This is a genomic window from Streptomyces sp. NPDC020362, assembly GCF_040642095.1.
Classification (GTDB): Bacteria; Actinomycetota; Actinomycetes; order Streptomycetales; family Streptomycetaceae; genus Streptomyces.
Genome location: NZ_JBFAET010000047.1, coordinates 20,105 through 33,652, shown reverse-complemented (window position 1 = coordinate 33,652; position 13,548 = coordinate 20,105). Strand labels below are relative to the sequence as shown.

Sequence of the window (13,548 nt, the reverse complement as noted above, 5' to 3'; positions counted from 1 at the left end):
ACTCGACGGCCGGAGCGCTTCGAGGGCCGGGGCAGGGCTGCACGCCTATGCCCCGCACACCACCTCGTTGCCGCGCACCACGCTCTGCTCCGGCCTGGCCGGGTCCTCGGCCTTCACCCTGCGCACCTTGCGCGCGTCCTTGAAGTCCAGCCCGGCGGTCACCTTCAGCATCTGGCCCTGGCCCGGCACCGCGCGCAGTTCGCTGCCGGGCAGGGCCGCGAGCAGGGAACGGGCGGAGCGGTCCCAGCGGGGGTCGTAGGAGATCACCGTGCGCCCGACATCGTGGACGGCCGCGGTGACCGGCTGGTGGGTGGTGGCGAAACCGGCCGCCGCGAGGGCCGCGTCGAGCCGCTTGCCCAGCCCTGCCGTGGCGGTGCCGTTCTCCGTCTGGACCCGGATCTGCCGCGGGTCGACCTCCACCGGCACCGGCATCTGCGCGGTGGCCCGGTGCGGACGGGCCGCGGTGAGCGGCCTGTCGTCGCGCAGGGCCTGGAAGAGCCTGCCGGCCGCCGCCGGGTCCCACTTCAGGGTGGAGCCGATGCCCTTGACCGGGTAGTTCATCTGCCCGATGGGCACGGTGGTGAACTCCGAGGAGGACGGTGAGAAGTTCCGCATCGCCCGTCCGAGGTCGAGCAGCTCGTCCGTGCCGAAGCCCTCGTCCGCCCGTACCGAGCCGAGCACCGCCCGGGTCACGTCCCGGAACCGCATCGGGTTCAGCAGGACCCCGGAGGAGCTGGCCCGCTCGATCAGCGCGGCCAGGAACCGCTGCTGCCGTTTCATCCGGCCCAGGTCGCTCGCCCCGTCCAGGTGCCGGGCGCGCACGTACTGCAGCGCCTGGCCGCCGTTGAGGACGTGGGTGCCGGGCGCGAGATCGAGGCCGGTGTACGAGTCCTTCAGCGGTGTCGGGGTGCAGACCTGGACGCCGCCGAGGACGTCCACCGTCTTCATGAAGCTGGTGAAGTCGACCTCCAGATAGTGGTCGATCTTCACATGGGTCAGCGCCTCGACCGTCGAGACCGTCAGCTGGGGGCCGCCCTCGGCATAGGCCGCGTTCAGCCTGATGGGGTGCGCGGGGTGCCGCTGCCCGGTGGCCGGATCGACGCGCTCGGGCACCTCGGCGTAGGAGTCGCGGGGCAGGCTCACCACGGTCGCCCGCTCCCGGTCGTCCGAGATGTGCACGATCATGACCGTGTCGGTGCAGTGGCAGGGCTGACCGCCCAGCCGGTACGCCCGCCGCTCCGCCTGGCTGATCTTGTCCCGGCCGTCGGTGCCGACCAGCAGGACGTTCATGCCGTGCCCCGCGCGGGGCCGGTTCTTCATGTCCTTGAAGGCGTCGACCCGGGCGATGCCGGCGTCCAGACTGGTGACGACCGCGTGGCCGATGCCGGCGGAGGCGAGCACTACCACGGACAGCGTGGTCACCGCCCGCATGGCCCAGCGCGGGCGACGGGGCGGCCGGGCCGGCCGCCCCGTCCGCTCGGGCGGCCTGGGCACACGGCGGGGCGGCTGCGGTCGGCGCTGCGGCCGGGCGGGGGACCGTGGCGGGCTGGGCAAAGGACACCTCCGGACGACGGCCGTACGTGGGATCCGTGAGCACCGTAGGCCGATACGATCCTCAGCCCGCGTCTCAGCCCCGGCGGCGCGCACCGGTGTCCCCCGTTCGCGGTAACGTGAGCGTCCTATGAACGCCAAGCCCGACGTGCGCCTCCCCGCCGTTTCCGTGATCATGCCCGTCCTCAACGAGGAGCGGCATCTGCGCGGAGCCGTCCAAGCGATCCTCGCGCAGGAGTACGCCGGCGAGATGGAGGTCGTGATCGCCCTCGGTCCGTCCACGGACCGCACGGACGAGATCGCTGCCGAGCTCGTCCGGGAAGATCCGCGCGTGCACACCGTCCCGAACCCGACCGGCCGCACCCCGGCCGCGCTCAACGCGGCGATCAAGGCCTCCCGTCACCCGATCGTGGTGCGCGTCGACGGCCACGGCATGCTTTCGCCGAACTACATCGCCACCGCCGTACGGCTCCTGGAGGAGACCGGCGCGCAGAACGTCGGCGGCATCATGCACGCCGAGGGCGAGAACGACTGGGAGCACGCGGTCGCCGCCGCGATGACCTCGAAGATCGGTGTCGGCAACGCGGCCTTCCACACGGGCGGCGAAGCCGCGCCCGCCGAGACCGTCTACCTCGGGGTGTTCCGCCGCGAGGCCCTCGAACAGCAGGGCGGCTACAACGAGGAGTTCATCCGCGCCCAGGACTGGGAGCTGAACTTCCGGATCCGTGAGGCGGGCGGCCTGATCTGGTTCTCGCCCGAGCTGAGGGTGTCGTACCGGCCGCGGCCGAGCGTGAAGGCGCTCGCCAAGCAGTACAAGGACTACGGCCGCTGGCGGCACGTCGTCGCCCGCTACCACGAGGGCTCCATCAACCTGCGCTACCTCGCCCCGCCGACCGCGGTGTGCGCGATCGCCGTGGGTGCGGTGGTGGGTGCGGCCCTCACGCCCTGGGCCTTCGTGGTCCCCGGCGGCTATCTGGCGGCGATCGCGGCGGGCTCGGTCCCGGCGGGCAAGGGCCTGCCCCTGAAGGCCCGGCTGAAGATCCCGGTGGCCCTGGCGACCATGCACATGTCGTGGGGCTGGGGGTTCCTGACGAGCCCGAAGTCGCTGGCGAAGCGGGTCGTCGCCGCGCGCCGGCCGGCGGTGCTGAACGCCCGCTGAGCAGGTTTGAAGGGCCCCTTCCCGTCCGGGGAGGGGCCCTTTGCCACGGCGGCGCAGGTACGTCCCCGGGCGCGGCACCAGGCCGGGCCGCCGAAGGCGCACGGGGCACGGCGTGGCGAGGCATCTGCGCCATGGGCCACCGCCGTCGCGGTGCGGGCCGTTGCCGTCTGCGGGTGCGCGGGGGGTTGTTCGCACAGTTCCCCGCGCCCCTTCGGACAGGTCGGCGCCACGTCCCCGAGGGGCGCGACGAGCCACGGCGGACCCGCACTCGGGAGAGCACAGGCACCCCGACGGCGGCCGGCCCCGGCGGATCTACCACTGGTAGGGCTTGTACACGTCCATGCACTGCGAGGAGTCCGAGCCGTTGAGGGCGTCGGAGCCGCTGGGGACGTCGCCCGCCTTCGGCGCCTTCTGCTTGGGGAAGGCCGTGCCCGTGCGCCAGTCCGCACCGACGACGAGCGTGACCCCCGACACGTCGGTCGACTTCCGCACCGCGCTCATCGGGATCCCCAACGCCTTGGCGACGGCCTGGGCGTCGCCCTCCAGCTCGGCGCTCGGGTACTGCACCACCGTCTTGTCCGCGGACTTCGACGCCCCCGAGGTGTCGGCCGCCGCCTGGGCGTAGCCCTGCTGCCCGAGAGCATCGGCGATCGCCCGCGCCCGGCTGGGAACCGGGGCCTCGGTGGACGTCTGCGTGGCGTTCTGCACCAGCACCCCGAGCCGCCCCGGGGCGACGGACGGCGTCTTCGCCTTCGCCTCGGGCTTGCTCGCGGCCTGCTCGGCACCCGAGTCCTTGCCGTTCTTGTCGAACGGCACGTCGTCGCGGAGCATCTGCCACATCTTGCCGGCGTTGACCTTGTCGGGTACGACGTGCTCGGAGTTCAGCGGGTCCTGCAGTTGGGGCATCGTCACCGACGTGATGCGGTCCGAAGGCACCGACTTCAGCTCCATGCCCAGGTCGTACAGCTTCTTGACCGTGCCGATCTCCTCCGAGACCTGCAGGGACTTGGTGGCCGCCTCGGCCAGGTCCATCAGCCGGCCGGTGTCCGTGAAGACGTTCTGCGACCTCAGTGTCCGCATCATCGAGTTCAGGTACATGTGCTGGGCGCGGGCCCGCATCAGGTCACTGCCCCAGGCGTGCCGCGTCCGCAGCCACTGCAGGGCCTGTACGCCCTGGACCTTCTTCCGCCCGGCCGTCATCTTCAGCCCGGAGCCGCCGCGCTGAGCCGGTGTGGAGTGGTCCCAGACGTTCTGCTTCACACAGACGTCGACACCGCCGATGGCGTCCGCCATCCTCACCACACCCGCGAAGTCGATCGTCATCCAGTGGTCGATGTAGACGCCGGTGAGGTTCTCCCAGGTGGCCAGCGTGCAGCCGGCCCCGCCCCGGGCGAGCGTCGTGTTGATGATGCCGTTGGTCGCCGGATAGACCTTGCCGCTCCGGGAGTCCTTGCACTCGGGGATGTCGACCCGGGTGTCCCGGGGGATGCTCACCATGGCGGCGCTCTTGCGGTCCGCGGAGAGGTGGATGAGCATCTGCACGTCGCCGAGCGGTGGGCTGCCGCGGTCGTACTTTGCACCACCGAGCTTCACGTTCTCGTCCGAGTTACGGCTGTCGGAGCCGATCAGCAGGATGTTCAGCGGCGTCTGCCCGGCCGCGTTCGCCGGCGTCCTGTGCGCCTTGGAGTCGTCGCCGTTGCTGCGCTCGCCCTTGCGGATGTTGCCGTTGAGGTGCTCGTAGTACAGGTAGCCGGCTCCCGCCGTGCCGAGTATGACCACCGCCAGCACGGTCGCGGACCAGCGCAGAGCCCGCCGTCGGCGTGGCTGCCGGTCGGTCTTCGGGCGGCCCCTGCGCCGCCCGCCGCCGTGCCCGCCCGGCCCGTCCGACGCCTGCGGTGCGAGCGACATCGTGTCGTCGACCGCAGGACCCTTCCCCCGCACATCGCTCTGCGCCAAACTTCCTGCCCTCCCCACCCTTGCGCCATGCAACGGGTCCGTCCCGCCCCCAGTTAGACGCACGACGGACCCGTTGGGTTACCTACGAGGCGCACTTCACCTTGTCCGCCGTGGACTTGTCGACGTCCGGCGCCTTCGAAGGAGCGGTGAGGGACACCCCCGCACCCTTGAAATCCTTGCCCAGGGTCAGCGTCATCGCCGGCAGCCCCTGGGAGTTGGTCACGCTCTTGCCGGGCTTCAGCGCCGAGCCGGACAGGCCCATGAGATGCGCCAACTCCCGCGCCTGGGCCGCCTGGTCGGGCGCGTACTCGAGTGTGGTCCTGCCCAGCGCCGCCGGTGCGTTGCCCGCGTTCTCCGACTTGAGCACACCCTGCTGGGTCTGGAGCCACTGGAGGGTCTCCTGCGCGCTGCCGGCGTCCGCACCGCCGTTGAGGATCCGCACCCGCACCTCGGAGGGCGCGGACCGGCTGCCCTTGAGGCGGGCCGCGGCCGCGTCCTTGGCAGCCTTCTGCTTCTTCTTCACCTCGGTGAAGGAGACGTCGCTCTTGATCGCGTCGAAGACCGCGGGTCCCTTCGTCTGGTCGACGACGACCGTCGCGTGGACCTTCTCGGCGGGGTTGTCGATCACCGGGACCGTGGTGAAGGTGATGTTCTTGGGCGGCACCTTCTTCAGCTCCAGCGCCATGTCCTTGAGCGTGCCGATGCTGTCGATGCCGGTGTCGACGGTCAGCGCCTTGGTCGCCGCCTCCGCCAGGTCGACCAGCTTCGTCGGGTTGGTGAGGGTGTCGCCGGAGGACATCTTGCGCATCAGGGAGCCCATGAACTGCTGCTGCACCTTGATGCGGTCCAGGTCGCCCTGGTTGCCGAAGCTGTGCCGGGTGCGCACGAAGGCGAGGGCCTGCTCGCCCGCCACCACCGACTTGCCCGCGGGCAGCTTCAGATGGGACTCCTTGTCGTTCACCGGATGCGCGACGCACACCTCGACGCCGCCCACCGCGCTCGTCAGGGTCTTCACCGCGTTGAAGTCGGCCATCATGAAGTGGTCCACGTGGATGCCGGTGACCGCCTCGACGGTGCGCATGGTGCACCCCGGGTCGCGGCCGTCCTGACCCAGGCTCGTGTTGAAGCGCACGTTGTCCGTGCCGGGGACCACTTTGGTGCTGTCGTCCGGCTGCTTCGTCGGGCAGTCGGGGACGTCGACGATCAGGTCACGGGGGATGCTCAGCGCGGTCGCGTTCGTCCGGTCCTTCGACACGTGCAGCAGGATGTTGGTGTCCGCGTGTCCGACGCTGCCCTTGTCGCCGTAACCTTCGTTGCCCTTGCCGGTGCGCTTGTCGGTACCGATGACCAGCAGGTTGAAGGCCTCGTCCTTGCTGAAGCCCTTGGAGCCCGCGTCGCCGACGTCGGTCGAGCTGATGTTGCCCTCGAGGTGCCGGAGATAGAGATAGCCGGCGGTGCCGACGGCGACCAGCACGAACGCGGTGCCGCCGGCGGTCCATACGAGCGCCTTCTTGACCTTCGACTTCTTCTTCACCGGCCGCCGGCTGCGCCGGCCGGGCGGAGGCTCGGGCTCGGTACGGCGCCGGCGCTGTGCCGGCACGTCAGCGCCGCGCGTCTGCCGCATCTCACGCGTCTGACCCGCCGAGGAATCGCGCCGGCCACGTCCGCCGCCGCTGTCCCCCTTCGGTCTGCGAGGACCGGGTACCGACGACTGCGGTGCGGAAGGACTCAGTCGCAGTTCGTATTCGCCGGTGTTCGGATTGAGTACCCACTGGTCTGCGGGGTCGATGTTGTCCGCCCGCCCACGGCCTTGCGCGTCCACGGTTGTCCGAATCCTCCGTCGGGGCCACGCGGCGCCTTCCCCCCAAGGCGCTCGGGTCTCGGTGAATCGGTGCACGACCCCAGGACGGACCTCGTGGCCGGGTGCACCGGATCGCTCACACTATCCGCCCAGTTCAGCGTCAAGCGACGCCGGTGACAAATTCCTTCTGCCTACAACTGGGCAATCCGCCTCATATTCCTGAACTGAAGTTCGTCGACTTGGCAGGCGCATTACCCACAGGTGTGTTCGGCGGCCGTGCTGCCGCGGAACGTGGGCGCGGGGGACGGTCCGTCGGCGCGGTCCGCCTCCGGGGCCTGTCTGGGCGTTTCCTGTGCGACGTCCTGCGCCACCGCCACCGGCTGGTCGGCCCGCAGCCGCGCGAAGAGCTTCTCGGCCTCCGGCTCGACGAGTTGGTCGCGGTTCGCGTCGTAGACGTACGACTCCCGCGGCACCGTCAGGAACTGCACATGTTCGGTGGGGATGTCACGCAGTCCGCGCACCAACTGGTACAAACCACGAAGACTCGCCAGTTCCGGGTCGGTGGTGAGCGAGGAGGTCGCCGCGTCCAGCACCGGATACAGCTTCACCGGATTCAGCAGCACGTCGTTGCTCTGCACCTTGTCGACGAGCGCACCGAGGAACCGCTGCTGCCGCTCCATCCGCTCGGTGTCGCTCCCGTCGCCGAGCGACTTGCGCGCCCGCACGTACCCGAGCGCCTGCTCCCCGTCGAGGGTGACCCTGCCCGCGGGCAGCTTCAGCTTCGCCGCCTTGTCGTCGATCGGTTCCTTCAGACACACCTGTACGCCGTCGACGGCGTCGACCATCTCCTTGAACCCGCTGAAGTCGACCACCATGTGATGGTCGACCCGGATGTTCGTCAGCTTCTCGACGGTACGGATGGTGCAGGCCGAACCGCCCGTCTGGAAGGCGTGGTTGAACATCGCGAACACCGGCTCGCTGCGGCTGCCGTCCGGCTGCCGGCAGCCCGGGATGTCCACCATCAGGTCCCGGGGCAGCGAGACGGCGGTGGCGCTGCGCCGATTGGCGGCCAGGTGCAGCAGGATCGTGGTGTCGGACCGCTCGGTGCCCAGGTCCCGCCCGTACTTCCGGTTGCCCTCCCCGGCCCGGGTGTCGGACCCGATCAGCAGGATGTTCTGCGCGCCCCGGACCAGCGCGGTGGGCCGCTCCCGCTCGTAGCGGGCGAGTTCCGCGGCTGCCGCCTCGTCCGGGGTGATGTTGGCGCTGAGCTTGGCGTACACGGCCCAGCCGCCCCCGGCCGCCGCCACGACCAGCGCGGCCACCGCCAGCGCCGACCCCCGGACCCACCGCCGCCGACGCCGCCGCACGAGTCCGTCCCCGCTGGCCGAGGATCCGAGACCGGGCCCGGGGGCCCGCCGAACGGTGCCGGTCACGGTGCGGGCCCCCTCATGCCGTACGAGCGTGGCGTCCTGCTCCTACGACGATGGAGGGGAGGGCGGAGGGAAGGCGCCCTGGACTACTCCATACGGGTGACGACGGCCGGCCCGGAAGGGCGCGGGACGATGCCGACATGCGGCCCCGCCGAGTGGGCGCGACCAGCCCCTCACGGCTGCACCGGTCCTACGGCGGCTGCGCCCGGCCCTCCCTCACGGCTGCACTGGTCCTATGACGGCCGAGCCCAGGCTCCCCGCGCGGCCGCACTCGTCCTGCGCCGGCCGCGCCCGGCCCCCTCACGGCCGTCTCGGTCCTGCGACGGCCGGGCTCCGCTCAGCGGCGCACCACGGCCACCTTCTCGCTCTCGACCCGCTTGGCGAGCCCTTCTTCGTCCAGCCGGTCGAGATTCCTGCAGAGCACCACGGACCCACCGACGGCCAACGGCGCGTACAACCCCGCGCTCAGCCCCTCCCACGTGTCGTACGGCAGCGCGGACAGCACCCTCGTCCCCGGCCCCGCCAAGTGCAGCGCCCCCGCATCGGCCACGGCCCGCTCGACGACCTCGCCGCCGCTGAACTCGGCCCCGGCGACGATCAGCGACGGCTCCTCCCGGTCCACGGGGGCGAACGGCACGAACCGGTCCCCCTGGCCGGGCACCTCCACCGCGAAGTCGACGAAGCCGTCCGGCGTCTGCGGGAACCGCCCGCCCAGCGGCCGCAGCGCGAGCGCGACCCGCTCCCCGCGGCACGCGCGCGCCGCCTCCAGTGAGTCGGGCCCGCTCACCACGACATCGGCGGACGCCGGGTCCCCGGCCACGTCCGCCACCACCCCCACCGACGCGCAGGCGAGCAGCCACACGGCCGTCTGCCAGTGCGTGGGCAGCAGCAGTGCGACCCGGTCTCCCGGGCCGGCGGACAGGTCGCCCTGGAGGAGGTTCGCGGTCTTGGCCACCCAATTGGCGAAGGTGGCCACGGACAGTTCGACTCGTTCGCCCGTGGCATCGTCGTAGAAGGTCACCAGAGGGCGTCCGGGGTCCGCGGCGAGCGCGGAACGCAGCAGGTCGGCAGGGGTGCGATCGGTGGCGTTCACCCGCGCAAGAGTACGCCGGGGCGGGCCCGCGCACCGCGCGGTGCAGCCACCGGTTCGGCGGAACGATATCCGACGGTCCGTCAGTTCACCGATGGACATATATGTATGACTATGTTCATGATCATAAGTATGCGTGGATTTCTGACTTCCCCGATCGGTGCCACCTCGATCCGTGCCACCTCGCTCGGCGTCACGTGCGCGGCCGCCCTCGCGCTCCCGGCGGCCCTGCCCATGGCCGCCGCCTCCCCGCGAGCGGAACGGACGGCTGCCACGGGCCGGGTGGCCGAGGCCGCGGTCCCGGGCAGCACCCAGTCGCTGCCCCTCGTCCTGCGCTCTCGCGAGCGCGCCCTCGGACCGGCCCCGGAGCAGGGCCTGTACCGCGTCGACGTACAGCACTTCTCGCTGGTCGGCGTGGTCTGGGACGACCCGGACACCCAGCTGAAGGGCCGGGTCCAGGTCCGCACCCGGTCCGCGGCGACCGGGCAGTGGTCCGGCTGGCAGGACGTCGAGACCCACAACGAGGACCACGGCGCGGACCCGGGCACGGCCGAGCGGTCCTCGGGCCGGGTGCGCGGGGCCACCGCACCGCTGTGGGTGGGCGACTCGGACGGCGTGGACGTACGGGTGCGCGCCGACTCCACAGCGGGCAAAGGACCCTCCCCGGGCGGCCGTACCGGCGACCTGACCCCGTCCCTGCCGGAGGGGATGCGCCTGGAACTCGTCGACCCCGGGGACGGGACGCCGCCCCAGGGCGCGCCCCGCCCCGGCTCCCCGACGGATGCGACGGCCGCCGCCTACGGGGCCAACACCGATGTCGCGCCCTACGGCGCCCTGGAGATCCCCGAACTGAACCGGCGCGACACCGAGCGGGAACTGAGCCGCCTCCAGGGAGGCGATCCGGATCCGAAGGTGAAGCCGCACATCGGACCGCGCCCGCGGATCGTGACGCGCCGCGGCTGGGGCGCGGACGAGAAGGTGCGCGGACACGGCTTCGTCTACACGAAGAAGATCAAGGCGGTCTTCGTGCACCACACGGCCTCGGGCAACAAGTACACCTGCGCCCAGGCCCCCTCGGTCATCCGCAGTATCTACCGCTACCACGTCAAGAGCATGGGCTGGCGGGACATCGGCTACAACTTCCTCGTCGACAAGTGCGGAACCATCTACGAGGGCCGCGCCGGGGGAGTGGCGAAAGCGGTGCGCGGCGCCCACACCCTCGGGTTCAACAACAACAGCATGGGCATCGCCGTGATCGGCAGTTTCGGCTCGGCCAAACCGTCCGGCGCCGCGGTGAAGTCCGTCGCCCGGCTCGCCGCGTGGAAGCTCGGGCTCTATGGGGCCAATCCGCGCGGAAAGACATATCTGACGTCAGGCGGTGGCAATCTCTACCCCAAGGGGAAGAACGTACGACTGAATGTGATCTCCGGCCATCGGGACGGGTATTCCACGTCGTGCCCGGGCAAGCGGCTCTACGCCAAGCTCGGCAGCGCCCGTTCCAGCGCGGCGCGGTATCAGGGGCGCTGAGGCGGGGAAACGCGTTCGCCGCCGTCGGGGGGACGGGTGGGGGAGGCTCGGGGGACGGCGCTGGGTCGGTCGGAGGAAACCGGACGCCGATCTCGCGGGACACCGCACGGCCATCGAGGGCACCGTCGCACGGTCTGCATACACTGGCCGGCCGAAACGAGTAGTTCGACCGGTCCCGGCAGGAAGCAGAGACGACAGGTGACAGAAGCGATCCTCCTGGTCGGCGGCAAAGGCACCCGGCTGCGTCCGCTCACGGTGCACACACCCAAGCCCATGGTCAGGGCGGCCGGAGTGCCGTTCCTCACGCACCAGCTGGCGAGAGCGAAGGCGGCGGGCGTGGACCACATCGTCCTCGCCACGAGCTATCTGGCCGAGGTCTTCGAGCCCTACTTCGGCGACGGCGCCTCACTCGGTCTGCACATCGAGTACGTCACCGAGGAGGAGCCCCTCGGTACGGGCGGCGCCCTGCGCAACGTGGCCTCGCGCCTGCACTCCGGACCCGACGACCCGGTCCTCGTCTTCAACGGCGACATCCTGACGGGCCTGGACATCCGGCGGCTCGTGCACACCCACGAGTCGACGGGCGCGGACGTGTCCCTGCACCTCACCAAGGTGACGGACCCGCGCGCCTACGGCCTGGTCCCCACCGACGGGACGGGCCGCGTCCTCGCCTTCCTGGAGAAGCCGCAGACTCCGGAGGAGATCGTCACCGACCAGATCAACGCGGGGGCGTACGTCTTCCGCCGCTCGGTCATCGACACGATCCCGGCGGGCCGGCCGGTCTCCGTGGAGCGCGAGACCTTCCCGGACCTGCTGTCCGCCGGCGCCCATCTGCAGGGGATGGTCGACTCGACGTACTGGCTGGACCTCGGCACCCCGGCGGCCTTCGTGCGCGGCTCCGCCGACCTGGTGCTCGGCCGCGCGCCCTCCCCGGCGGTCCCGGGCCGCTGCGGCGACCGGCTGATCCTGCCGACGGCCAGAGTCGCGCCGGACGCGAAGCTGACGGGCGGCACGGTGGTCGGCGAGGGCGCGTTCGTCGCGGAGGGGGCGCGGGTGTCCGGCTCGACGATCCTCCCCGGTGCGGTCATCGAGCCCGGCGCCGTCATCACCGACTCCCTCATCGGCACCCGCGCCCGAGTCGGCGAACGCTCCGTCCTCACCGGCACGGTGATCGGCGACGGTGCGGTGGTCGGTCCCGACAACGAGCTGCGCGACGGCGCCCGCGTGTGGTGCGACGCCCGCATCCCGGCGGGCGCAGTCCGCTTCTCTTCGGACCAGTAGCCCTGCGGATTCTCTTCGGACCAGTAGCCCTGCGGATTCTCTTCGGACCAGTAGCCCCGCGGGTTCTCTTCGGACCAGTGGCCCTGCGGGTTCTCTTCGGACCAGTGGCCCTGCGGGTTCTCTTCGGACCAGTGGCCCTGCGGGTTCTCTTCGGACCAGCGGCCCTGCGGACGGGCGGGACGCCGCAGAGGGGGCACCGCCGGTGAAACCACCTCCCACGGGGGCTGCGCCCCCGGGCCCCCGGGGAGGCCGTGCCCGGGTGTGGCCCGGTGGGGGCTGATCGCGCAGTTCCCCGCGCCCCTTTGGGGCGCGCTCAGCCGCGGGCACGATTGCGTCGCGGCGGTCAGTCCTCCTCAGCAGAGGGCAGTCGCATCTAGCTCGGCACGCCGACGTCGCTGCAGTGAGTCCTCCTCAGCCGCGGGCAGTCGTGCCGATGGGGCGATGGGGCGATGGGGGTCCCCCCGCTCGAGCGAAGCCGGGAGTGGGGAGGGTGGGCGCGGCGGCACCCCGCAAGCGCGGGCGAGCGAAACCCACCCCCGGCCGCACCGGCACCGGACCTGTCGACCACCCGGCCGCCCAGCCCCCGCGCAGCCCGCCTCACAGCAACCCGATATCCACCCGAGGCATCTTCGGCGCCCTCCGGGCCGGCCCGTTCCCGCTCAGCAGAATCAACCGGGCCGCCCGATGCCGCTGCCCCGCATACGGCTCCAGCAGGCGCAGCATCTCCGCATCGTCCGCATGCCGATCCCCGGCCAGCGCCCACCCCACGATCCCCGGCAGATGCAGGTCCCCGACCGTCACCGCATCCGCGGCCCCGTGACTGCGCTGCACGACCTCGGCCGACGTCCACGGCCCGATCCCCGGCACGACCTCCAGCCGCGCCCGAGCCTCGACCGCAGGCATCCCCACCGCCTGCTCCAGCCGCGCGGCTACCCGCACGGCCCGCAGAATCGTCGAGGCCCGCTTGTCGTCGACCCCGGCCCGATGCCACTCCCAGGAGGGGATCAGCGCCCAGGTCCGCGGCGCGGGCATCACCCACATCGGCCGCTCGCCCACCCCCGCGGGCCCCGGCGCCGGCTCCCCGAACCTCCGCACCAGCAACCGCCACGCCCGGTACGCCTCGTCGGTCGTGACCTTCTGCTCCAGCACCGACGGGATCAGCGACTCCAGCACCAGCCCGGTCCGGGTCAGCCTGAGCCCCGGCCTGCGATGCCGCGCCAGTGCCACCACCCGGTGCCGGGGCACGAACGCGTCGGGCTCGTCGGCGGCACCGAGCAGGTCCGGCAGCTGCTCCAGCAGCCACTCGGCGCCGGGTCCCCACGCCTCGGCGCGCACCTCACCGTCGTACCCGTAGACCCGCAGCGTCCCGGGCCCGGCGGGGGTCCGGGCGGTCCGCCACACCGAGCCGTCGCGGGTCGCCCGGAACGTCGGGTCCGCGGGCCCGCGCCGGAGCGGACCCAGCACCAGCCCGAGGTCGAGGGGACCCTCCGGCACCCATCGCCGGACCCGGGCCGGGGCCGTGGTCTGCCGCGGCACCCCGGCGGGCACGGCGACCTCCCCACCGCGCACGGTCGTACGCGTGGGCCGCGGAGCGAAACGTCCTGCCACGAGATGAGGTCCTAGGGGTGCCGGTGCTGCAGGGGCTTTCCTACGAGACTAGGGGAGACCCCGCGGTCTCAAGGGGCAGTCGCCGCATGGAGCGGTCGCCGTACGACGTCCTCCCCGTACGACGTCCTCCCCGTACGACGTCCTC

9 protein-coding genes are annotated in these 13,548 nt (G+C 71.8%); 3 read left to right on the top strand and 6 right to left on the bottom strand.

Translation table 11 applies throughout. The features are described from left to right. Positions 1-45 precede the first annotated feature (45 nt). Entirely contained in the window at positions 46-1,431 is a 1,386-nt protein-coding gene (locus tag AB0H32_RS19285) for an LCP family protein (RefSeq protein WP_361121606.1), read from the bottom strand. A 250-nt stretch (positions 1,432-1,681) separates the two neighbouring features. Between AB0H32_RS19285 and AB0H32_RS19280 the strand changes: the two genes are divergently transcribed. Next, on the top strand, positions 1,682-2,710 hold the full coding sequence (locus tag AB0H32_RS19280; protein WP_361121603.1) for a glycosyltransferase family 2 protein: 1,029 nt from the start codon (positions 1,682-1,684) through the stop codon (positions 2,708-2,710). A 312-nt stretch (positions 2,711-3,022) separates the two neighbouring features. On the opposite strand, the gene AB0H32_RS19275 is transcribed toward AB0H32_RS19280, so the two are convergent. From AB0H32_RS19275 to AB0H32_RS19260, 4 genes are all read right to left on the bottom strand, one after another. Beyond that, a complete protein-coding gene (locus AB0H32_RS19275) occupies positions 3,023-4,618 on the bottom strand; it encodes an LCP family protein (RefSeq protein WP_361121670.1) in 1,596 nt (531 codons plus the stop codon). A gap of 130 nt (positions 4,619-4,748) precedes the next feature. Beyond that, on the bottom strand, positions 4,749-6,488 hold the full coding sequence (locus tag AB0H32_RS19270) for an LCP family protein (protein WP_361121600.1): 1,740 nt from the start codon (positions 6,486-6,488) through the stop codon (positions 4,749-4,751). Positions 6,489-6,718: 230 nt separating this feature from the next. After that, positions 6,719-7,900 carry an LCP family protein gene (locus AB0H32_RS19265; RefSeq protein WP_361121597.1) on the bottom strand — a complete coding sequence of 394 codons (1,182 nt, stop codon included), beginning with the start codon at positions 7,898-7,900 and terminating at the stop codon, positions 6,719-6,721. 334 nt (positions 7,901-8,234) lie between these two features. Next, positions 8,235-8,990: a TIGR03089 family protein gene (locus AB0H32_RS19260; RefSeq protein ID WP_361121594.1), complete on the bottom strand. Its 756-nt coding sequence runs from the start codon at positions 8,988-8,990 to the stop codon at positions 8,235-8,237. Between the two features lie 129 nt (positions 8,991-9,119). Here AB0H32_RS19260 and AB0H32_RS19255 point away from each other — a divergent pair, with 129 nt between their 5' ends. Then, entirely contained in the window at positions 9,120-10,514 is a 1,395-nt protein-coding gene (locus AB0H32_RS19255; protein WP_361121591.1) for an N-acetylmuramoyl-L-alanine amidase, read from the top strand. 198 nt (positions 10,515-10,712) lie between these two features. After that, entirely contained in the window at positions 10,713-11,795 is a 1,083-nt protein-coding gene (locus tag AB0H32_RS19250) for an NDP-sugar synthase (protein WP_361121589.1), read from the top strand. A gap of 597 nt (positions 11,796-12,392) precedes the next feature. On the opposite strand, the gene AB0H32_RS19245 is transcribed toward AB0H32_RS19250, so the two are convergent. Next, on the bottom strand, positions 12,393-13,403 hold the full coding sequence (locus AB0H32_RS19245; RefSeq protein WP_361121586.1) for a DNA-3-methyladenine glycosylase 2 family protein: 1,011 nt from the start codon (positions 13,401-13,403) through the stop codon (positions 12,393-12,395). Between the last annotated feature and the right edge of the window lie 145 nt (positions 13,404-13,548).